Origin of the sequence: Erwinia billingiae Eb661, from assembly GCF_000196615.1 — a bacterium.
In the GTDB taxonomy this organism is placed as follows: domain Bacteria; phylum Pseudomonadota; class Gammaproteobacteria; order Enterobacterales; family Enterobacteriaceae; genus Erwinia; species Erwinia billingiae.
This window is the reverse complement of record NC_014304.1, coordinates 46219-66319: the sequence shown is the minus strand read 5'-3', so window position 1 is coordinate 66319 and position 20101 is coordinate 46219. Positions and strand designations below refer to the sequence as shown.

The following is a 20101-nucleotide window of genomic DNA, read 5'->3' as shown; positions in this document are numbered from 1 at the left end:
TAACGAAAGCCTTTGCCAATCAGGAGACAGCTATGGCCGAGCAGACAACACCTCAATCAGCACCTCGACGGTCTGGCGGATTAGTATCCACGCTGACTATCGAGCTGCACTCACATTATGCAATCAGGCTCTGGGAAGGGCGCGATCGTTCTGACGAAAAGCGCAATCCGGATAAGCGGCCAAAAATCCCTGGAATGCCGGAGGTTATCCAACGCGCAGGTTATGCAGGGCGTGATGCCGCTGCCGGTAATCCCTTCGGTGAACAGATGCTGGTTGAACTTGAGGAGGCCATTGAGCATGCAACGGCGAACGTTGAAAAACAGGTTAACAAGTTAGGAAAATTCACGGCTGCTGTCCCGCCTGGCGTCACCATCTCAGAAGTCACTTCCTCCGAGCCGCTTAACCTTGATGTGTTCAGCCGCTCACCTTTGGGCTATCGCTGCGTGTGGCTATTAGTCCATTACGACCAATTAGCACTCAAAGCCTTTCAGGCATTTCATTACGGTCTGATTTCGCGTTCTCAGCGCGATGACTTTCTGGAAAAGGGCAGTAAAGCCATTCGGGTCGTATACGGTCTGATTAAGAATTACCGGACCGTGCCGGTTACGTACGAGGATATCACTAACAAAACGGCGCGTGGTCAGGATGCCATCAAACGTCTGGGGCAACCTGACCCGGACGTTATGTCGGGTAAAAAACGCTCTTCATTCTCACCACTTACTGCCGTTACCTCTGAGGACGATTAATTGAACAGAATTTTTATTTCAGGCGCTATCTGCGCCCTTCTCAGCGGCTGTGCCGGCACTGACTTTGCCAGCATGAACAAGAACATCAGCGATACCGCATTCAGTATCAGTAAAACCCTGCGCGGTAATAGTTCGGATTCAATGGATTCCGGCAACGGTATGCCGGTGCTGACAAAGGCATCCGGGTCTTCCGGTAAAAGCGCCAGTAAACAGTTTAGCGTGCCGGTTGATATTGACACGGCCGCAGCGCGATTAAAGCGCCACTATGGATATGTCAGTGCTGAGGAAATTGAGCGTGTCCGGTCAAAAGACCGTAACAGCAGGTGGAGTGCTGCAGCGATTGAGGACGCTCATCCTGTCTGGGAAGCCGTTCCGGGAAGTTCATATCGCATGGGCAGTGATGTGGGAGACAACGATCATATGGAAATCGAGCTGGAAAAGAACGGCACGGGTACGCGGGTATATGTGACGTACAAATCTCCCGTTGCATCGCATCTTACCGGGAGCGCGTTCAATAACGTTATGACTCAGGTTCGCCAGGTTGCTTCTGGTCAGACTCGTTGATAGCGGAGGCCAGCATGCAGCTTTATCTATGTGAAAAACCCTCTCAGGCTAAAGATATTGCCCGCGTGCTGGGTGTGAGCCAGCGCGGGCAGGGATGTATTAACGGCGGTAACATCACGGTGACGTGGGCTGTGGGGCATTTGCTTGAAACGGCCACGCCTGAAATTTACGGCGAGCAGTTTGGCCGTCCGTGGAGAGCGGAGGTGCTGCCAATTATCCCGGACCGCTGGCAAATGACCGTAAAAAAAGACACTGCCGACCAGTTTGCCGTCATCAAAAAGCTTCTAAAGCAGGCCAGTGAAGTGGTGATCGCGACCGATGCCGATCGTGAAGGTGAAGTGATCGCGCGCGAGCTGATGGAGTATTGCAATTACAGAGGTGCCGTCCGCCGATTGTGGCTTTCCGCGCTGGACGAAGCCAGTATCAAAAAAGCCCTCGGTGAAATGTTGCCGGGTGATAAGACTGAAATGCTCTATCAGGCCGGTGTCGGTCGATCGCGGGCAGACTGGCTTATCGGGATGAACCTGACGCGGCTTTATACCCTGAAAGCGGGTGAAGCCGGAGTATCAGAGGTGTTTTCCGTGGGGCGCGTGCAGACGCCCACGCTCGCTATAGTGGTTAACCGCGATCTTGAGATTGCGGGCTTCACACCGAAGCCGTGGTGGAAGGTTAGAGCACAGCTGCAAAAAGACGATGTTTCATTTGAGGCCGAATGGGTTGCTGCGGCGCAATACTGCGACGATGAAAAGCGGTGTGTTAACCATCCGATTGCCCAGGCTGTTCAGCAGCTCTGCCAGAAAGCTGGCAGCGGCAGCGTGATCTCCGTTGAGAAAAAGCGCGATAAAACGCCGGCACCGCTGTGTTTTACTCTCGGCACGCTGATGGAAGTCTGCAACAAGAAATGGGGTTTTGGGGCTAATGAGGTGCTCTCAATAGCCCAGTCGCTGTATGAAACGCATAAGGCGACGACCTATCCGCGGACAGACTGCGGTTATCTGCCCGTTTCGATGCGCGAAGAGGTCAGGGACGTGCTCCAAGCCATACAGCACTCCGATCCGTCTATCACCCCCGAGCTTGCCCGTCTTGATACCGCATTTACCTCGCGCGTCTGGAACGACAAGAAAATTACCGCGCACCACGCGATTATCCCGACTCGACAGCCATTCGAAATAGCAAAGCTGAACGCGAAAGAGCTCAAAGTCTACTCTCTTATCCGGCTGCACTATCTGGCCCAGTTTATGCCGCTGCAGGAATCTGATGTGACGGATGCCACCTTCAACATTGGGAATCAGCTTTTCCGCACGCGCGGGCGCGTGATGATTCATGCCGGGTGGAAATCACTCTTCAGCGGCCAATTGTCCGAAGAGGGGGAAGAAGATAAGGAGTCCGCCGCCCAGCTGCCTGCGCTGGAGCAGGGGAGCGTCTGCAGCGTCACCGGTGCCGACGTCAAAGATAATATGACCAAAGCGCCGCCGCATCATACGGAAGGAACGCTTATTGCCGCCATGAAAAACGCGGCCAGCCTGGTCACGGATCCTCAGCTCAAGAAGGTGCTGCGCGATAACGCAGGACTGGGAACGGAAGCGACGCGCAGCGGCGTACTGGAAACGCTGTTTAAACGGGGTTTCTTGGAGAAAAAGGGCAAATTTATCCAGGCCACTCAGATGGCGCGGGAACTTATCGCGGCATTGCCTGAAACGCTGACCAGCCCGGGCATGACAGCCCTTTGGGAGCAGGCGCTGGATGATATTGCCCAAGGCAAAAGCGGGCTCAGTGATTTTATGCAAAAGCAAACACAGTGGACCCGGCATCTTATTGAAAAAGGGCGTGTCGCTGCCTTTAAAATTACGGTACCGGTCGGACCTTCCTGTCCTAAGTGCGGCGGACCGACTCAACAGCGCAAGAATAAAGAGGATAAGTTCTGGGGCTGCATGAAGTTTCCGGACTGTAAGGGGATCGTTGGTGAGACGAACCGTAAAACCCGACGTCAGGCGGCGGGGAAATCCCGGGGGGGTGGCAAAGCGAAGAGAGGCTCCGCGTCGGTACCGGCGACCATTCAGCTGCAAAGTCAGAAAGGTTGAAGTCAGAAAGGTTGACAGCTGCAATATTTGGCTTAAAAATAAACGTGCTTGTCCGTCGTCTCTGACGACCACCAATGATTCACTGGCCTGAGAGAATCGCCTTCGGGTGGCTGAACATAACACTCCTGTAGCCTGCAAGGGAGAACACATCAGTGTGGTAAATCTGCTCACCTTTGGAAGCAGATATCGTCAATTACGGCTCCTACTGCCTGGCGATGAAGGTACATTTAACTATCAAGACAGTCAGAATCCAGCTGATTCTGACCCCCCGACGGGAATACTTCTCCCGTCAGGGCAGAAGTTTTCTCCGTCGAACCAAATTTGACCCTCACGGAGAAACTACCATGTCTGCAAATAACACCTCTAATGCCAACAACAACGGCAAATCTAAAGACTACTTCAACCTGACCATCAACGGTCTGGGCTATCTTAGTAATGTTCGCCAGGTCAATGCTCAGTCCGGCACCTTCATCAGCTGCGTGATCAACGCACTGTCAGGTCCGAGCGACAGCCCCTCTTATGTGCGTTTCGACGTCACCGTTGCCGGTAAAGAAGCCAGCAGCCTCATCAACCGCTGCCAGAAAGCGGTTGATGAAGATAAGAAAGTGCTGATCGGCTTCGTTCTCAGCAACCCGTCAACGGACATTTTTCAGCTGAAAAATGGTGAGCATGCCGGTGAAAGTCGCGTCAGCCTGAAAGCCCGTCTGATTAAGGTGGACTGGGTAAAGATAGGCCAGGATATGGTCTTCAAGACTGAACGCGCTGAACCGCAACAGGCACCGAACGCCGCTTCACAGCAGCAATCTTACGCAGAAAACTCATTCTGATCGTCCAACCAAAGCCTGCTCTCTTCTGAGCGGGCTTTCTCTCACAAGGAACGCTCTTATGTCCTCACGCGGCGTAAACAAAGTGATTCTGGTCGGCAATCTCGGTCAGGATCCTGAAATCCGCTACATGCCTAACGGCGGAGCGGTCGCTAACATTACACTGGCAACGTCGGAGTCATGGCGCGATAAACAGACCGGTGAAAACCGTGAAGTAACCGAATGGCATCGTGTGGTGTTGTTCGGAAAGCTTGCTGAAGTTACCGGCGAATACCTCCGCAAAGGTTCTCAGGTTTACATTGAGGGCCAGTTGCGTACCCGAAAATGGCAGGATCAGAGCGGGCAGGACAAATACACGACTGAAGTCGTTGTTAACGTCGGTGGCACCCTGCAGATGTTAGGTGGCCGTCAACACAATAGCAGTCAGCAACAGTACAGCGGTAACGGGGGACAGCCTCAGCAGCCGTCAGCACCTGCACCGCAGGCAAATAGCAACGGGAATAAAGGGAAAAATAACCGTGGTCCGCAGCGCAACAATGCCGCTCAGCCCGCACCTCAACAGGCTGCATCACAGTCGCAGCATGCAGGTGAATGGGATGATGACATTCCGTTCCTCGGTCACGGTTATGGCATAGCGAAGCACGCCATAGCCGCTCTCTGACCTTCCTCTGCGTTTTGACCGTTGCAGTAAATTTCACCATAATCCCTTAAAGGTTACTGACGATGCCTGTCATATTACGGCTTAATGGTTTTCGGTTTTTTTTCTACTCTAACGAAGGCAATCCGCGCGAACCTGCTCACATTCATGTGATGAAGGCCGGCACAGAAGCAAAGTTCTGGCTGGATCCGGTTGTTAAACTGGCGCGTAACGATGGATTTGATTCGCGGACGTTAAAAGAGCTGGCGATACTAATAAAGCTAAACCAAACCCTACTCCTGGAGGCCTGGAATGATTATTTCAGCTAAGGAAGTTCGGTTCGATGACCGCATTATGTGGGTCGAACTATCAGACGAGCGAATAATAGGTGTACCACTTGCGTGGTTCCCCCGACTTTGCAACGCGTCTGCTGAACAGCTGAAAGACTATGAACTGTCTCCCCGTGGGATCCACTGGGACGCACTGGACGAAGATGTTTCCATCGATGGCCTGTTACACGGTCGCGGTGACATAACGCATCCGCCACATCAGGTTGCCTGAAGGTGCTGAATAAAAAACGCTGACTCCGGTCGGCGTTTTTTTTTGAAAACGCAAAAAGAGTTGTTGATAGAAGCGTGCCGGAGAGTTGCGCACAGTGATGGCTGTTCACACTGTACAGGAACTTTTCCGATGAAAATGAATGCCGTCTTTGCCGCTCTACCGCTTGCATTGCTGGCGGGGTGCGTTGGGCAGCCTCAGAAGTTGCAGGATCGGGCACCCGCTGAACCGGTTGCGCCGGTCAGCGTCACCCGCAATATTCAGACGCCAGCTGATGATGTTTACGCGCGGACGCCTGAAGTGGTCCGCTACGATCGTTATCTGCTGGTCAGTACCGATCCACAGGCGGTGCAGCGCGACCCCCTTTCGCAGATTATCGATGTCCGTATTCCCTCCTCGGTACAGCCAACCGTGGCCGACGCCATGCGTTATGCGCTGAAACAGTCGGGCTACTCGCTGTGTCAGACCGGCCCGGCCAACGGCGTGCTGTACCGTCAGCCGCTGCCAGCCGTCCAGTTCCAGCTTGGTCCGATGCGTCTTCGCACCGCGCTGCAGGTGCTGGCCGGTCCTGCCTGGGAGCTGGAGGTTGATGACGTGCAGCGCGTGGTCTGCCACAGCCTGCGTGCCGGTTATCAGTTGCCTGCCACACAGCTGCCGCCAAAACCTGCCAGCGCATATGCACCGGCGGCTGGCACACCATCCTCCGCCCGTTCTCCTCAGGTCATCGCTCCCCCTCAAATTCAGGCCCAGCCTGTTCGCGGAGGGTGGCTGACAAAATGACGACAGAAACCTCCTTCCCTGATGAAAGCGCTGAAGACAGCGCTCAGCTGTCAGGCAGCAGATTTAGCGGTGTAAAGCGCCGTCTGCCCGCAATCGGACTGGCCGTGCTTTCGGTTGCCGCTCTGGGCCTCGCATTTATTTCGCTTCGCGCCGGCGTGTCGCAGGAAAACCGTCTCAGCTACGTCGAAAAGCAGCAAAACGTGGTTTACACCCAGGCACTGGCGAAGACGGATCTTGAACCTGTTCAGGCAACGATTAACACCCAGGGCGAGGCGATAAAACGTCAGCAGGCACAGCTGGACGCGATCGGTAAATCTCTCGAAGCCTTGTCGGCAAAAGGTTTACCTGATGCGGTCAGTCAGGTACGCGAGTCGGTAAATGGTCTGAATGAAGCGCAGACCGCACTGCAGAGCCGTCAGTCCGCAATTGAGCAGGCAGTCAAGACGCTGCAGCACCCGCCTCAGAAAGCGCAACAGGCCACTGCTGAAGTTAAAGCGGCACCAGAAGTAAAAAAGCCGACGCCCGCTAAGCCGCATCAGAACGTCAAAACAGTGACCCGCAAAGCACCGTTTGTACTGACCGGCGTTGAAAAGCGGGGCAGCGAGTCGTTTGCGGCCATTGCGCCAGCGGGGTTCAGCTCAATTGCTGAAATCCGCCTGATCGGTGAGGGACAGTCTGTTAATGGCTGGACGCTTATCCATGCCGGCTACGGGCAGGCACAATTCCGCGTAAATGGACGCATTACCACCATTAACGCACACTAACGGAGGCGATATGAAGCTTAAAATACTCAACCTTGCTTTGATTGTGTTTTGTTTCTCCGCGCAGGCCAATGTCCAGGTCTCCAACTCAAAAGGTGAGCAAATTGAAGCGCCGGCTCAGAATGTGCAGCAAAGCAGCGTGCAGGATCTGCAGCAGCAAGCCGGACATTGGGGTCTAAACCAGGATGATTATCAGCGCTACCAGTCGCTGAAAAACGGTCCGCGTGGGATTCAGTCGCCCGGGCTGGATCCGCTGTCTACGTTGGGCATTGAGGCCCGAAATCCGGCGGAACGTCGTAAGTACGCCGAGAAATGGGTCAAAGAAGAGTTTGCGCGAACCCAGAAAGAGCTGGATTTCCAGCGTGAAGTTACCGCCGCATGGAAGCGCCTCTACCCGGAAACGCTCGCAGTCAATATGGGTAACGCTGCGGGTATCGCGCATGACACCGGAGGGCGGCTGGCGTTGTTCGTGAAATCTGCTGGCTGCGGACAGTGTGATGCCCGGCTGGCTGCGGTGTTAGCCGATAACCGGCCGGTTGATATCTACCTTGTAGACAGCCAGGGTGAGGACGGGAAGTTGCGAGGCTGGGCAAAAGACCACCATATCCCGCTGGACAGGGTACGCAGCCGCCAAATCACACTGAATCATGACGGCGGTCGCTGGGTGCGGTTTGGTAACGGCATGATGCCAGTCGTTCTGCAGCAGGGGGAAAACGGATGGCAACTCGCCGCATTCTGATCGGAGTGGCGATGATGCTTATCCCTCTCTCCACGTTCGCAGATGGCAAACAGATGGTCCCAGAGGGATACGTGCGCGTTGCGCAGGCTCACAGCGTGCCGCCCGAGTCGCTCTATTCCGTCAGCCTGCAGGAATCATCGCGCCGCCTGCCGCAGGGTGAGCGCCCGTGGCCGTGGACCCTTAACGTGGCGGGCAAGGGATATCGTTATAAAACCCGTCTGGAAGCGTGGCAGGCGCTGCAGGTTTTCATGAAGAAGAACTCCCTGAAGCGCATTGATGTAGGGATTGCTCAGGTTAATCTTGGCTGGAACGGGCAGCGCTTCTCGTCCACTTGGGAAGCGCTGGATCCTTACAAAAATCTGAACGCCGCTGCCGCCATTCTGCGCGAGTGCTGGGACAGAAAACCGGGCAGCTGGCTCGATGCAGCCGGCTGCTATCACCACCCCGCTGGCGGCGCTCCCGCTGCCCGCTATCGCGCTTTTGTCAAAACCAAACTCGCCTTGCTCCAGTCCTCACCGCATCTGCCGGCGGCGACTGCGGTTGAGCAGACAGCATCCGCATCGGTGCCGGATACCGGCCTCGTCTGGATAAATCCACGGAGTCAGTGATCATGAAACTCAACACACTCATTATTTCCGCATTCATCGTTTTTTCTCCCGCCGCGCTTGCTGATCTCAACGTCATTGCAGATCTTGGCGGACAAAGCACACAGGCTATTTTTGAAGCAGTAAATCGTCAGGACACGCCGCCGGTAACCGCCGCCGTACCTGAACAGGGCGAAGCGGCCATGCTGCCCGTAATTACGCCTGAACTCACCCCCGGGAATGTGACCCCCCGGACGCTGCAGCTGCCGGGGATCGGAGCACTGTTTATCATTGGTGACGACAGTTATTCACGCCAGTGGCTGAAGCAAAACGCGCGACAGCTTGCGGCCAGAAATGCAGCCGGCCTCATTGTGAATGTCGAAAGCATGGCATCGCTGGAAGCCCTGCGCGGTCTGGCTCCCGGCCTTCAGCTGGCCCCCTCATCCGGTTCTGAACTCGCCCGCCGCCTGCAGCTGTCTCATTACCCCGTTCTTATCACCGACAGCGGCCTGTCACAGGAGGTGACGCAGTGATATCTGCCTCTTTTATCGCGGCACTGCTGATGGGAAATCCGATTCTTCTGGCCTTGATGACGGCGGCTTTCTTATTTCTGCTCTGGCATTTTCGCAGACAGACGGCAAGCGAGCGTCGGCACCGTCGCTATCGCGCGACGGCGGAGCGCGTCTATACACGCCTGCGCCAGCTCAGCGGGGACGGGCAGCGCATGAGCTATCTGCGCAAAATCAATCCGTTTGTTTTTGAAGAGTTACTGCTGCTTGCGTTTGAGCGCCAGGGATACGCCGTACAGCGTAATGCATCGTACAGCGGCGACGGCGGACTGGACGGAAAAGTCCACATTAACGGCGAGTGCTGGCTGATTCAGGCCAAACGCTACAGCCGGGCGATCGCGCCGGCGCACGTCCGGGATTTTGACGCGCTGTTAACTCGTATGGGGCAACGCGGCCTGTTTATTCATACGGGCCGTACGGGTGAGAAGAGCAGAGAGGTCAGTCAGGCAACGCCTCAGCTGCGGATCATCAGCGGGCAACGTCTTTTAGCCCTGCTGGCGGGCAAGCCATTCAAGGAGTTCTTTTTATGAGTGATAAATACGTAATCGAGGCACTACTGCGCCCGGCTGTAGAGCTCAATACTGCCGTTGTTGCCGGCACCGCCGCCATCATATGCGTTACCGCGCCTTGGGCGGTGGCACTCGCGCCTTCCGTCAGCTGCGTCACCGCCGGAGGATTCGCGGTTCTTTCTGCTGTGCGCGCGCGTCAGGGAATGCAGGTGATCCACTACCGCCGTAATCTGCGACGTCTGCCGCGTTACGTTATGACGTCAAAACAGATCCCCGTCAGTAAACGCCGGCTCTTTATTGGCAGAGGGTTTCGCTGGACTCAGAAGCATACCCAGCGCCTGCGCGATACGCTGCGCCCCGAGGTAGCCCACTATCTGAAGCCCTCGAAACTGTATCAGCTTGCCCGCAGGATTGAGGAGGCCACAGAGAAAACGCTGCCAGCGATCGGCAGACTGCTCAGTGCTGACAGGGTGTTAAATCCGGTCCGTCCGCTGCCTCCGGTTGGCGGCAATCCGGCAATCCATGGCATAGAACCAAATGAAACTGATGTTACGCTCGATTTACGGGAGCGTGTGGGCCATACGGTTGTGTATGGCACTACCCGCGTGGGCAAAACGCGCCTTGCTGAGCTTTTAATTACTCAGGATATACGGCGCGGTGACGTCACCATCGTGTTTGATCCGAAAGGAGATGCTGACTTGCTGAAAAGGGTCTGGGCGGAAGCTCACCGGGCTGGTCGGGGCGATGAGCTGACCGTTTTTCATCTGGGCTGGCCTGACATATCAGCACGGTATAACGCCGTAGGCCGTTTCGGCCGCGTATCGGAAGTGGCTACCCGCGTTGCCGGCCAGCTCAGCGGTGAAGGTAACAGCGCGGCGTTCCGAGAGTTTGCCTGGCGATTCGTGAACATCGTTGCCAGGGCGCTGGTTGCCCTTGGGGAGCGTCCGGATTACACCCGGATTACACGCTATGTGAACAATATTGCTGATTTGTACCTGCGCTACGCTGAAAAAATCATTACTGAGCAAATGCCCGAACTGAACAGTCAGATCGAAAATAACGCGAATGCCTTCAGTGAAGACGATGTGCCGCGCAACATGCAGGGCCAGCCTGAAGCTGTGCGCATATGGGCGGTTGAGGTGGCGCTGAGTTCTGATGTCGGCCAGCAGCTTTACGATCCGATTCTTGATGGCCTTCGGTCGGCTGTGCGTTATGACCGCACTTATTTTGACAAAATTGTTGCGTCATTACTGCCGCTTCTGGAAAAGCTGACAACGGGCAAAACGGCTGAGTTACTGTCACCCGATTACCTGAACATGGAAGATCCGCGACCCATTTTTGACTGGGAACAGGTTATCCGTAAAAAAGGCATCGTCTACGTAGGCCTCGATGCGCTCAGCGACAGCGAGGTTGCCAGCGCCGTGGGTAATAGTATGTTTGCCGATCTGGTGAGTGTGGCGGGACAGATTTACAAGCACGGTATCAACGGCGGCCTGCCTGGCTCCCGGGAAGGTAACGATCCAATCAACCTTCACTGCGACGAGTTCAATGAACTGATGGGGAACGAATTTATACCCCTTATCAACAAAGGCGGCGGTGCCGGCATGCAGGTTACGGCTTATACACAGACGTCATCAGATATTGAGGCCCGGATCGGAAGTGCGGCAAAAACCGCTCAGGTGCAGGGTAACTTCAACAACCTGATCATGCTGCGCGTGAAGGAAAACAGGACGGCCGAGCTGCTGACCTCGCAGCTGCCGCAGGTTGAAATCTACAGCAAAACGCTGGTCTCAGGGCATCAGGATTCAGCTGACGTCACCGTCAACCATGATTTCACCTCCAGCACACAGGACCGCGTCGGCACGATCAAAGTGCCATTACTGGAGCCATCGGACATCGTCACGCTGCCAAAAGGTCAGGCATTTGCGCTGCTTGAAGGTGGTCAGCTCTGGAAGATACGCATGCCGCTGCCGGCTGGCGATGCCGGCGACGTGCATATGCCTGCAAACATAGCGCGTCTGGCGGAAGAAATGCGGCGCAACTATCACAGCAGTGAGGGATGGTGGGACAGTCGCGTTTCGGCAGCAGCGCTGGTAAAGGGAGATAATAATGGCTGAGGCTCGTCGTACTTCACCACAGCAGTATCCGCAGCAGCAGCCGATGCCGCCGCGTGAAAATGGATTGTTATATAACTTGGTCTGGGGCTGGCCGTGGAAGCTCATCGGCGTGATCTTGGCTTCGCTGATGGTGAGCCTTGTCATTGAGTACATCGGGATCGCGTTTTTCTGGCCTGAACAGGGGGCCGCTCACAGCCAGGCTGTAATGGATACTGAGTTTGGCTATCTGTCTTCTGATTTTACCCGCAGCCTGCTGCTTTCTGAGCCAGCTGCAACGGTTACCCGCTGGATAACGGATGCATACCAGTGGGCGTTTGTGGACAGCGGCATCCTGAGCTGGATTCAGGAAAAATATCAGGCCGAAATGAACAGCGGCAATGAGGTATCACGCAATCTCAAAGGGGCCAGCAGCTGGCTGGGAAATTACCTTCAGCAATACATGCTTGCAACGGTTTATGTGTCAATCGTAACGCTGATCCGCGTCACCATCATTGCGTTGTCCGTGCCGCTGTTCGTATTAGTTATTTGTGTCGCCGTGGTTGAAGGGCTTGGACGACGGGATTTGCGTAGATTTGGGGCCGGCTATGAATCGTCATTTCTGTACCATCGCGCAAAAAGGTTGATCAAGCCAGCAGTATATCTGCCGGTGATGGCCTACCTTTCATGGCCTTCGGCGGTCTATCCAAACCTGCTGCTGCTGCCGGCAGCGTTAATGCTGGGGCTTACCATTACGGTAACTACGGCTTCCTTCAAAAAATATTTATAATCACGTAATTAGTAAGCCTGCGGCAGCAGGCTTATATCTTCAGGGAACAGATATTCTTAATATTTAGAACATCTTGCAGGAGCCATTATCAATTAAATATGTTAGTAGATTGTTTTTTTGATTAACTTTTCAAAAATTCCGCAGGGACGCGGCAGAAGCGTCTTACTGTGTAAAGGAGATTACATGGCAAGTATTAATTCGGAGTATCACCGTTTTCTCACTCATTTGGCCCAGAGGGAAGTACATGAAAATGTGCGGCGTTTTGCACATCTTGTACTGGCTCAACTTAAGCCTCTCTCTGAGGTTGGAGCTACCCGGCGTGCCCGTTCAACTCGGCTCGTTCCACTTGCTGTTAAGCAGCTAATGCAAACTCCTGTGGTCTTAGAAGGTCTTGCTGATAATTCTGAAAGAAGCGAAGCGATAGGGCGCCTGCTTCAGTTAGAAGTTGGTCCCTTCCGCGGATTTATGCGACAGGAAACGTTTGACCTCAGCTATGACATAACTCTTATTTATGGCGCGAACGGAACGGGTAAAAGTAGTTTTTTCGAGGCACTGGAACTGGCAATGCTAGGTTCTATCAGCGAAGCGCAGATAAAACGTATTGATGGCAGAGTCTACTGTAATAATGCGCGTCTGCAGAGTCATGTTACACCTGTGCTGATGTCAGGATCAGCAGAAGCTTCTGTTGTTGTACATCATGATGAAGCTCGGCACCGTTTCTGCTTCATTGAAAAGAATAGACTGGACGACTTTGCTCGTATTGCGGCCAGAACCGCAGGTGATCAGCGTCAGCTTATAGCTACATTGTTTGGCGTGGATCAATTCAGTGAATTTGTCAGGGGTTTCAACCCCGCACTGGACTCAGATCTGATGCTTGTCGGAGTCAAAGCAACTCAACTGGCACAACAGCGCCAGCAGCTTGCCACCTCTGAGCAGGCAATCGCTGCCTATCCGAATAAGTTAGCTGATATAGAGGTGCAGGAAATCGCACTTGCAGAGAGTATGTTTCCGGGCGTGGCCTATCAGGCATGCATCGACTGGATACTTGGAACTCCCGATCAGCAGGGACGACTACCATTTCTTCAGGCCCAGCTGGATGCTATTCCTCCTATCATCCATGATGTTACGCCAACCCGTCTGGAGCATTTACTGTCTGAAGCTTATCGACTAAATGGTGAGTGGCAAAGCGTTACGGCACAGCTTGCCGCTCGCGCCAGCGAAGTATCATATACCCAGCTTTATCAGGCTGTGCAGGCTCTCGCTGAAGGCGCTACCGCCTGCCCTGCCTGTGGCACAGCCCTTGATGCGGTTTCGCAGAACCCTTTTGAAAAAGCGAAAGCGGGTCTTATTGAACTGGCCCAGCTGGCTGACCTCCAGCAGCGTGAGGGTACGTTGCGTATATCCCTGAACGAGGCAATTCAGGTTCTGTTGAGTGGAATGCGTCAGGCTGTTAACTCTGCTGGATTCGTCTGCCCGCATGAACTCCAGTCAGCGGGCTTGCCTATACTACCTCATGACTCTGCGGGTACGTGGTTAACGCAGTGGATTGAAGGCGAAAAACGTCACTGGAATGCGTTGTTGCAACTGGCAAGAACCATTGAGCGTGTAGATGCAGAAAATCTGTTGATATTGACGCAGCGCGAATCTATGGCTCAGGAGCGAAACAGGCTTAACCAGCACTGGCTGGAAATTGAACGTCTGCGCACGCTTCGTAAAACTGCTGACCAAGAGGTAGCTAACGCTCGATTGACGGTGAATCATTTCGATGAAGCCAATAGAGAACTCATTCAGGACGTTGAAGCAGAGATCCCGATCGTCGCTCTCCATCACCAGATTAAAGCTGCTTACGATGCTTTCTTACCAGAAATTCAAGGCTATCTGGCCGCGCTGCCTGGCTTTTTGCTACAGGGATTGGGTGAACAGGCTAAAAATCTCTATAACGCATTCAATCGTAACGATACTCCCGGAGACCTGCTTCATTCACTCTGGTTACCCATAGCTGAGAACAGCAAAATCGAAATCGAATTTGCCAGCGAGCCAGGCAAACGTTACGACGCACTTATTGTTTTAAGCGAAGGCCACATTAAATGTCTGGGGCTTGCCATTTTACTGGCTAAGAACATTGAGCAGAAATGTCCTTTCGTTATTTTTGACGACGTTGTTAACGCTATTGACGATGAACATCGAGATGGAATATGGCGAACCTTCTTTGACGATGGTCTGCTGGATGACAAACAAATCATACTTACATCACACGCAGAAGAATTTTTGCACAGGATTCAGCAGGAGCTTGGCGCAAGCCGCGCTAAAGAAATAAAACGTTATAAGTTCTTACCGCATCATGGCGAACATGAGCTGAGGATTGACAGCGATCCGCCTGTCAAAAATTATGTCCTACTCGCCCAGCGGTCACTGGAAGCAGATGATAAGCGCGAGGCCTTGCGTAATGCACGTTCGGCTCTTGAAGCGGTTACTGACAGTCTCTGGACCTGGATGGTGCGGCGAGGCGTTGGACGATTAGAAATGAACCTAAACGGCCCCCGTTCAACGTTTGAACTCAATAATAAATGCTCTAAATTACGCACTGTTTTGAGAAAGATGGCAGTTAATGACGATGGGTTACAAGGGATCGTAAATGCATTAGATGTGCTTTTAGACAAAAGCGGCGCAAGCATTGAATGGGGATATCTGAACGGTGGAGTACACGATTCTCAGCGAGATCATGAATTTGTTCGCACGACGGTACAAAGCATTGTCGAATCCATAGTGATACTGGACGCTGACCTAACAACGGTTAAAAATCGAAAATGACATAACTTCGGGCTATCTGAAGATATACGGCTTAAAAAACGAGGGGGGGGGAATACCGGCATTGCCTGCTACTCATCCCCTCCCTTTCGATAGCCAGTGTTGGGGGTTGAGGGCCAACCGTACGAAAACGTACGGTAAGAGGAAGATAGTAGACGTCACGGCTCTGGTACTGCGCAAACCTTCCACACATAGTTTTTTCCCCTCTATACATGACAGCTCTTGGCTCATGTTGCACTCGCCATCATTTTCCTTTCAGATTCGATCAAGATTAACCGGTGAAACCGATTATTAAATTTTCACTCACGTAATTAATTAGATGCTTTGGCCCGTTTTAGAGCTGGACGGAGGCAACTGAAACTTGTTTTCAGGTGTCGGCCGTCAGCAGGCAAGCCGTATAGCGGTGCGCCAGTAAATCATTTTAGTTACAACACGCAATATATTTTGAACCCATTCAACCCGGCATTCGCGCTGGTCTTTAAATTTTCATTTTCCCAAAAAGAGTTAACGGCTGAACTCGTTAGCGTGATTTCGCATGCTTACCCCACACAACAACCATTGGGGGTGCATATGAAATCTCTTTGTCCGGCAACACGACTTTTGTTATGCGGCGGTGTGCTGGGCCTGACCTCTCTAGCGTCATCTCCCGCGTCTGCATCTGAGAAAGACGAGCTTGCATCCGCGCAGCGGATGATCGTTCAGGTTCAGGCGTCGCTGGAGCGGGCGCGTATTGCCGCAGTCCAGGCTGATCCGTCAGAGCGTGGCCGCTATTTCTTCGATTATCAGCGTGCAAATTCTGACCTGAAGACCATCAGCTCTGGCATCGATCGCTATCTGGAACCAACGCGTGCTCAGCCGCGAGATTTGTCAGGCGTGGCGGGGAATTATCGCCGGGAGCGTCCCTGATGGCGATGACCGCTGCACAGGAAGCCGCTTTTAAAGCGGCTTCCGGGAATGTGGAGCCGAATCTGCTGCACTTGCTCTGTCTCGCGCTACTAATCGGTTTTCTTTTCTTCTGGGCAGCATGGGCGATCGTTGATGTTTATTCAGGCTGGACTAATCAGCGCCTGAAGGAATCCGCGATGGGCAGAGCCGCTGTTCGCACCGTTTTATTGTTAGTCGTAAGTATCTGGATGTTTTGCAGTTAAACCTTAACCAATTCTTTTTAAAGGTGAAATCATGTCTAAATTTGTATCTGCAGTAACCCGCGTGACCGTTAAAGCTCAGGCTAAAGCTAAATCCGTATGGGCTCGTATTCTGACAGCTGGCCTGCTGAGCACCATGGCTGCCAAACCGGCTTTGGCCGACCTGCCAACCGTCGAAGGTCCAACATCAAGCGGAACGGGTACTGGTCTGATGGGCACACTGAGTGGTCACCTGCAAGACGGGCTGATTCTCGGTGGTCTGGTTGTGTGTGGATTCGCCTTCTTCAAAGTTGCTGAAGCAAGCCTGGTAACGTTCGGTGAAGTTCGTAATGACCGCGCCACATGGACCAAGTTCGGCTCCATCGTCGTTGTCGGTGTGGTCATGTTGGTTGCTGTTATCTGGCTGCTGGGCAAGTCTGCAGAAATTATCGCCTAAGGAACACATCACTATGGCGACCATCAGATTTTTACCGGATCGCCTGAACGCTGAGCCAGTGGTATTCCGGGGGTTTACCACCCCCGAGTTAGGGCTGGCGGCGCTGATTGGCGCATTATCCGGTTTCGTGCTGTCTTTGCCCTTCGCTTTTGTTTTCGGCTGGCTTGCTATTCCAACCGGCACGCTGCTTTTCCCGCTTGTACTCATTGCATTTGGCGGCAAATGGCTTGCCAGCAAGAAACGAGGTAAACCCGATACGTTTCTCTGGCAACGGTTTGATTTGAAAAAACGCCGCATGGGGCTGGGCGATCCCAGATTAATTATTGATTCGCGGGGCTGGTCCCTGCGACGCAGCAAGAACTCCAGGAGTACAAAATGAGTCGTTTTCGCCACGCGGTTAAGGGCCGCGATCAGCATATTTTTACCCTGCGGGCGGCCTGCGTAGTGTTGCTTCTGTTACTGGTTACAGCGATGGGCGGCTGGATGCGAGCGCCTGAAAAGCTGACCATTCATAATCCGCCTGACCTGCGTAAAGGCAGCACGCGCCCCTGGTGGGAAATCCCGCCTCCAACCGTATACGGATTTTCGTATTACATCTTTCAGCAACTCAACGCCTGGCCTAAAAACGGCAAGGTAGATTATCCCGCGCGTATTCAGTCGCTTTCAGCCTATCTGACACCCCAGTGCAAGGCGTTTCTTGAGGAGGATGCAAAGGTGCGGGGCGATAAAAATGAGCTTACCGATCGTGTCCGCGTCGTTTATGAAATTCCCGGCCGTGGTTATTCTGGCGAAAGCGTGAAGGTGATCGACCGCGATAACTGGGTGGTAAAACTCGATCTGGTTGCTGACGAATATTACCTCACCGAGCCGGTAAAACGCGCCATGGTGCGTTACCCGCTGAAAGTTGTGCGCTGGGACGGCGATTCTGAAACAAATCCGTTTGGCATGGCACTGGATTGTTATGACGGTATTCCGCAGCGTCTGTCTGCTGCGCCGGAAGCACCAAAACCCAAGAATAAGGGGATGTTCTGATGAACCCATCATATACCTCAGGCTCCCGCGCATGCCTGATTGCTTTATCACTGTCCCTGCTGCCGGCCATCGTGATGCATTCCTCTCAGGCACATGCGGATGAACTGATGAAATGGGAACGCGTTCCGCTGCAGATCCCGCTTAAAACGGGTCAGGAACGGGTAATCTTCGTTGATAAGAACGTGCGCGTGGGTTTTCCACCGGCGCTGAATGGCAAGCTTCGCGTGCAGAGTACCGGCGGTGCGGTGTATCTCAAGGCTGACGGCGATTTCCCGCAGACCCGCCTGCAACTGCAGGACATGGAAAGTGGTGAAGTAATCCTGCTGGACGTTCGTACAACTGCAACTGCATCAGCTGAACCGGTCAAAATCGTTTACAGCGGAGACGTCAGCACGCTCAACAGCGCGACCGAAGGTGAAGGCCAGAAATCCAATGCTGATGCCGGCAGTCAGCAGACGAAGCGTAAAAAAGTCAGTTATAAAGCTCCCATTCCGGTGCTACTGACCCGTTATGCAGCCCAGAATCTGTATGCACCGGAGCGTACCGTTGAAGCCGTGCCGGGTATTCACCCGGTGAATCCACATCTTCCGTCACGTATCACAACATTATATCCGTCGGCTCCCGTGACGGTGTCACCCGTAGCCGGTTGGGGTGTGGCCGGACGCACCGTTGTAGCGCTCAGGATCCGAAACAGCTCGTCACAGAAAGTGGTTCTCGACCCGCGCGAACTGCAGGGCCAGTTTGTGACGGCCACCTTTCAGCATCGCTGGCTGGGTGCCGCCGGCACGCCGGAAGATACCACCACGCTTTACCTGGTCACGTCTGGCCGCCCCGATGAAGCATTTGTGCGCGAGCCCTCGATTGTCCGTAAAGCCACTTCCCGCACTGCCCAGAAGGTGATCCGCTATGAAAATTAAGTCAAACGGACTAGTTAAAGTGCTGGTTCCTGCCATTCTGGTTGGCGGCGGATTCATTGCGGTGAAAAGCTATAACAGCAAACCGCAGGAGCCCGCCACGCAGGCTACACACGCGCAGACAGACAGTGCACTGAAAAATCTGTCACCGCAGGAGCTCAAGGCCCTCGGCATTGAGGGCGACACACCGCAGGATACGCTGAAAACGATAGTGGGCTCGCTTAACGCTGTCCGTCAGCAGCAGGACTCTCTGAATAAGCAAAATACCAGACTGCTGGACGAAAATGAAAAGCTACGCGAGCGCAACACCAACGTTTCAGGGCAGGTCAATGAAGCAGTTCAGGGCGTGGAGAAAAGCTATCACGCGCGTGAGAATCAGATGCGTCAGCAGCAGAACGTCCTGACCTCAAAAATCAACGAGCTGACGAATAAACTGCAGAATGCCGGTAAGAGTGTTGCCGACAAGACGAAAGGCCAGGATGGCGATATTCCTCTGGGGCTGGGCCTCGACGGTATGAGTGGCGGCGGCGGAAATTCTCCGACTTCCGGCAGTGATGGCCTGATGTGGGTCACACCGCAAGACAGTCCGTCCACTTCTCCATCACAGAACAATAGCGCGTCGGCCAGCAGCGCCGGTGAAGCTAAATTCCCGACGTCGTTTCTCAGCGAAAACGCCCTGACAAAGCAAAAAGGCAGCTATGAGCAGCAGGTTAAAGGATCTACGTCTGAAAAAGGTGAAGAAGAGGAAGCCGAACCGGTTTATACGCTGCCTGAGAACTCCACGCTGATAGGCAGCCGCGCGATGACGGCGCTGCTCGGCCGCGTGCCGATCAATGGCACGGTTACCGATCCGTATCCCTTTAAAGTACTCATTGGCAAAGACAACCTGACGGCCAACGGCATCGAGCTGCCCGACGTTGAAGGGGCTATTGTTTCCGGCACCGCTTCCGGCGACTGGACCCTGTCCTGCGTGCGTGGTCAGGTCAATAGTGTCACGTTTGTTTTCACCGATGGCACCGTGCGCACGCTGCCGAAACCGGACCGCAGCGGCAAAGGCGGTAATAGCGGCAACCAGAATGGAGGAAAAGAGACCGGCACCAGTGGTGGCATCGGCTGGATTTCCGATGAAAACGGGATCCCATGTATCTCCGGTACGCGCAAATCAAACGCTTCAAGCTATCTGCCAACGATTGGTTTGCTGGGCGCAGCGGGCGCAGCGGGAGATGCAATCGGTCAGAATCAGCAGACCAGCCAGACCAACGCCTACGGCGGCGTTACCTCAACTCTGACCGGCGACGCCGGACAGGCCGTTTTAGGTAAGGCTATTTCGGGCAGCTCAGATGAAATCACCGAGTGGGTCAAACAGCGTTACGGGCAGACTTTTGATGCTATTTACGTGCAGCCCGGGGCAAAACTCGCCGTACACATTACCCGCGAACTGGCGATCGATTACGAAGATAAAGGGCGGCGCATCCGTTATGACTTCACCATGCCTGGTGAAGACGGCAGCACCGGCGGACTGGACTGAGGA

General features: G+C 53.9%; 23 protein-coding genes. All 23 read left to right on the top strand.

Going from position 1 to position 20101, the window contains the following annotated elements; genetic code table 11:
- Window positions 1–32: 32 nt before the first annotated feature.
- On the top strand, window positions 33–746 hold the full coding sequence (locus EBC_RS00350) for a PFL_4669 family integrating conjugative element protein (RefSeq protein ID WP_013199788.1): 714 nt from the start codon (window positions 33–35) through the stop codon (window positions 744–746).
- The gene (locus EBC_RS00345) at window positions 747–1310 is read left to right on the top strand and encodes a hypothetical protein (RefSeq protein WP_013199787.1); all 564 of its coding nucleotides are present in this window, start codon (window positions 747–749) and stop codon (window positions 1308–1310) included. It abuts the gene before it with no gap.
- Window positions 1311–1324: 14 nt separating this feature from the next.
- Window positions 1325–3391: a DNA topoisomerase III gene (locus EBC_RS00340; protein WP_013199786.1), complete on the top strand. Its 2067-nt coding sequence runs from the start codon at window positions 1325–1327 to the stop codon at window positions 3389–3391.
- A 344-nt stretch (window positions 3392–3735) separates the two neighbouring features.
- On the top strand, window positions 3736–4218 hold the full coding sequence (locus EBC_RS00335) for an STY4534 family ICE replication protein (protein WP_013199785.1): 483 nt from the start codon (window positions 3736–3738) through the stop codon (window positions 4216–4218).
- Between the two features lie 58 nt (window positions 4219–4276).
- On the top strand, window positions 4277–4876 hold the full coding sequence (locus EBC_RS00330) for a single-stranded DNA-binding protein (protein ID WP_013199784.1): 600 nt from the start codon (window positions 4277–4279) through the stop codon (window positions 4874–4876).
- A 62-nt stretch (window positions 4877–4938) separates the two neighbouring features.
- Window positions 4939–5181 carry a DUF4160 domain-containing protein gene (locus EBC_RS00325; RefSeq protein WP_013199783.1) on the top strand — a complete coding sequence of 81 codons (243 nt, stop codon included), beginning with the start codon at window positions 4939–4941 and terminating at the stop codon, window positions 5179–5181.
- Window positions 5165–5413, top strand: coding sequence for a DUF2442 domain-containing protein (locus EBC_RS00320; RefSeq protein WP_015056505.1), 249 nt, complete (start codon window positions 5165–5167; stop codon window positions 5411–5413). Before EBC_RS00325 ends, EBC_RS00320 begins: the two co-directional genes overlap by 17 nt.
- A 129-nt stretch (window positions 5414–5542) precedes the next feature.
- On the top strand, window positions 5543–6190 hold the full coding sequence (gene pilL2, locus EBC_RS00315) for a PFGI-1 class ICE element type IV pilus protein PilL2 (protein ID WP_013199781.1): 648 nt from the start codon (window positions 5543–5545) through the stop codon (window positions 6188–6190).
- A complete protein-coding gene (locus EBC_RS00310) occupies window positions 6187–6954 on the top strand; it encodes a DUF2275 domain-containing protein (RefSeq protein WP_013199780.1) in 768 nt (255 codons plus the stop codon). The genes pilL2 and EBC_RS00310 overlap by 4 nt, the downstream gene beginning before the upstream one ends.
- A gap of 10 nt (window positions 6955–6964) precedes the next feature.
- Window positions 6965–7690 carry a TIGR03759 family integrating conjugative element protein gene (locus EBC_RS00305; RefSeq protein ID WP_013199779.1) on the top strand — a complete coding sequence of 242 codons (726 nt, stop codon included), beginning with the start codon at window positions 6965–6967 and terminating at the stop codon, window positions 7688–7690.
- Window positions 7669–8298 (top strand): lysozyme family protein, encoded by a 630-nt coding sequence (locus tag EBC_RS00300; protein ID WP_015056508.1) that lies wholly within the window; start codon window positions 7669–7671, stop codon window positions 8296–8298. Before EBC_RS00305 ends, EBC_RS00300 begins: the two co-directional genes overlap by 22 nt.
- Window positions 8299–8300: 2 nt before the next feature.
- Window positions 8301–8807: an integrating conjugative element protein gene (locus EBC_RS00295; RefSeq protein WP_013199777.1), complete on the top strand. Its 507-nt coding sequence runs from the start codon at window positions 8301–8303 to the stop codon at window positions 8805–8807.
- Entirely contained in the window at window positions 8804–9373 is a 570-nt protein-coding gene (locus EBC_RS00290) for a restriction endonuclease (RefSeq protein WP_013199776.1), read from the top strand. Before EBC_RS00295 ends, EBC_RS00290 begins: the two co-directional genes overlap by 4 nt.
- Window positions 9370–11469 (top strand): type IV conjugative transfer system coupling protein TraD, encoded by a 2100-nt coding sequence (traD, locus tag EBC_RS00285; RefSeq protein ID WP_013199775.1) that lies wholly within the window; start codon window positions 9370–9372, stop codon window positions 11467–11469. The genes EBC_RS00290 and traD overlap by 4 nt, the downstream gene beginning before the upstream one ends.
- Entirely contained in the window at window positions 11462–12235 is a 774-nt protein-coding gene (locus EBC_RS00280; protein WP_013199774.1) for a TIGR03747 family integrating conjugative element membrane protein, read from the top strand. Before traD ends, EBC_RS00280 begins: the two co-directional genes overlap by 8 nt.
- A 183-nt stretch (window positions 12236–12418) precedes the next feature.
- The gene (locus tag EBC_RS00275; RefSeq protein ID WP_013199773.1) at window positions 12419–15046 is read left to right on the top strand and encodes an AAA family ATPase; all 2628 of its coding nucleotides are present in this window, start codon (window positions 12419–12421) and stop codon (window positions 15044–15046) included.
- Between the two features lie 567 nt (window positions 15047–15613).
- Entirely contained in the window at window positions 15614–15949 is a 336-nt protein-coding gene (locus EBC_RS00270; protein WP_041691780.1) for an integrative conjugative element protein, RAQPRD family, read from the top strand.
- Window positions 15949–16191 carry a TIGR03758 family integrating conjugative element protein gene (locus EBC_RS00265; RefSeq protein ID WP_013199771.1) on the top strand — a complete coding sequence of 81 codons (243 nt, stop codon included), beginning with the start codon at window positions 15949–15951 and terminating at the stop codon, window positions 16189–16191. Before EBC_RS00270 ends, EBC_RS00265 begins: the two co-directional genes overlap by 1 nt.
- A gap of 31 nt (window positions 16192–16222) precedes the next feature.
- Window positions 16223–16624, top strand: coding sequence for a TIGR03745 family integrating conjugative element membrane protein (locus EBC_RS00260; protein WP_013199770.1), 402 nt, complete (start codon window positions 16223–16225; stop codon window positions 16622–16624).
- Window positions 16625–16637: 13 nt separating this feature from the next.
- Window positions 16638–17003: a TIGR03750 family conjugal transfer protein gene (locus EBC_RS00255; RefSeq protein WP_013199769.1), complete on the top strand. Its 366-nt coding sequence runs from the start codon at window positions 16638–16640 to the stop codon at window positions 17001–17003.
- The gene (locus tag EBC_RS00250; RefSeq protein WP_013199768.1) at window positions 17000–17656 is read left to right on the top strand and encodes a PFL_4703 family integrating conjugative element protein; all 657 of its coding nucleotides are present in this window, start codon (window positions 17000–17002) and stop codon (window positions 17654–17656) included. The genes EBC_RS00255 and EBC_RS00250 overlap by 4 nt, the downstream gene beginning before the upstream one ends.
- Entirely contained in the window at window positions 17656–18573 is a 918-nt protein-coding gene (locus tag EBC_RS00245; RefSeq protein WP_013199767.1) for a TIGR03749 family integrating conjugative element protein, read from the top strand. Before EBC_RS00250 ends, EBC_RS00245 begins: the two co-directional genes overlap by 1 nt.
- Complete coding sequence (locus EBC_RS00240) at window positions 18563–20098, top strand: TIGR03752 family integrating conjugative element protein (protein WP_041691779.1); 1536 nt, start codon at window positions 18563–18565, stop codon at window positions 20096–20098. The genes EBC_RS00245 and EBC_RS00240 overlap by 11 nt, the downstream gene beginning before the upstream one ends.
- Window positions 20099–20101 lie beyond the last annotated feature (3 nt).

Bases quoted from the DNA above. Each gene is read 5' to 3' on its own strand.
- EBC_RS00350 (WP_013199788.1), top strand. From the start codon at position 33: ATGGCCGAGCAGACAACACCTCAATCAGCACCTCGACGGTCTGGCGGA.
- EBC_RS00340 (WP_013199786.1), top strand. From the start codon at position 1,325: ATGCAGCTTTATCTATGTGAAAAACCCTCTCAGGCTAAAGATATTGCC.
- EBC_RS00335 (WP_013199785.1), top strand. From the start codon at position 3,736: ATGTCTGCAAATAACACCTCTAATGCCAACAACAACGGCAAATCTAAA.
- EBC_RS00330 (WP_013199784.1), top strand. From the start codon at position 4,277: ATGTCCTCACGCGGCGTAAACAAAGTGATTCTGGTCGGCAATCTCGGT.
- EBC_RS00325 (WP_013199783.1), top strand. From the start codon at position 4,939: ATGCCTGTCATATTACGGCTTAATGGTTTTCGGTTTTTTTTCTACTCT.
- EBC_RS00320 (WP_015056505.1), top strand. From the start codon at position 5,165: ATGATTATTTCAGCTAAGGAAGTTCGGTTCGATGACCGCATTATGTGG.
- pilL2 (WP_013199781.1), top strand. From the start codon at position 5,543: ATGAAAATGAATGCCGTCTTTGCCGCTCTACCGCTTGCATTGCTGGCG.
- EBC_RS00310 (WP_013199780.1), top strand. From the start codon at position 6,187: ATGACGACAGAAACCTCCTTCCCTGATGAAAGCGCTGAAGACAGCGCT.
- EBC_RS00305 (WP_013199779.1), top strand. From the start codon at position 6,965: ATGAAGCTTAAAATACTCAACCTTGCTTTGATTGTGTTTTGTTTCTCC.
- EBC_RS00300 (WP_015056508.1), top strand. From the start codon at position 7,669: ATGGCAACTCGCCGCATTCTGATCGGAGTGGCGATGATGCTTATCCCT.
- EBC_RS00295 (WP_013199777.1), top strand. From the start codon at position 8,301: ATGAAACTCAACACACTCATTATTTCCGCATTCATCGTTTTTTCTCCC.
- traD (WP_013199775.1), top strand. From the start codon at position 9,370: ATGAGTGATAAATACGTAATCGAGGCACTACTGCGCCCGGCTGTAGAG.
- EBC_RS00280 (WP_013199774.1), top strand. From the start codon at position 11,462: ATGGCTGAGGCTCGTCGTACTTCACCACAGCAGTATCCGCAGCAGCAG.
- EBC_RS00275 (WP_013199773.1), top strand. From the start codon at position 12,419: ATGGCAAGTATTAATTCGGAGTATCACCGTTTTCTCACTCATTTGGCC.
- EBC_RS00270 (WP_041691780.1), top strand. From the start codon at position 15,614: ATGAAATCTCTTTGTCCGGCAACACGACTTTTGTTATGCGGCGGTGTG.
- EBC_RS00265 (WP_013199771.1), top strand. From the start codon at position 15,949: ATGGCGATGACCGCTGCACAGGAAGCCGCTTTTAAAGCGGCTTCCGGG.
- EBC_RS00260 (WP_013199770.1), top strand. From the start codon at position 16,223: ATGTCTAAATTTGTATCTGCAGTAACCCGCGTGACCGTTAAAGCTCAG.
- EBC_RS00255 (WP_013199769.1), top strand. From the start codon at position 16,638: ATGGCGACCATCAGATTTTTACCGGATCGCCTGAACGCTGAGCCAGTG.
- EBC_RS00250 (WP_013199768.1), top strand. From the start codon at position 17,000: ATGAGTCGTTTTCGCCACGCGGTTAAGGGCCGCGATCAGCATATTTTT.
- EBC_RS00245 (WP_013199767.1), top strand. From the start codon at position 17,656: ATGAACCCATCATATACCTCAGGCTCCCGCGCATGCCTGATTGCTTTA.
- EBC_RS00240 (WP_041691779.1), top strand. From the start codon at position 18,563: ATGAAAATTAAGTCAAACGGACTAGTTAAAGTGCTGGTTCCTGCCATT.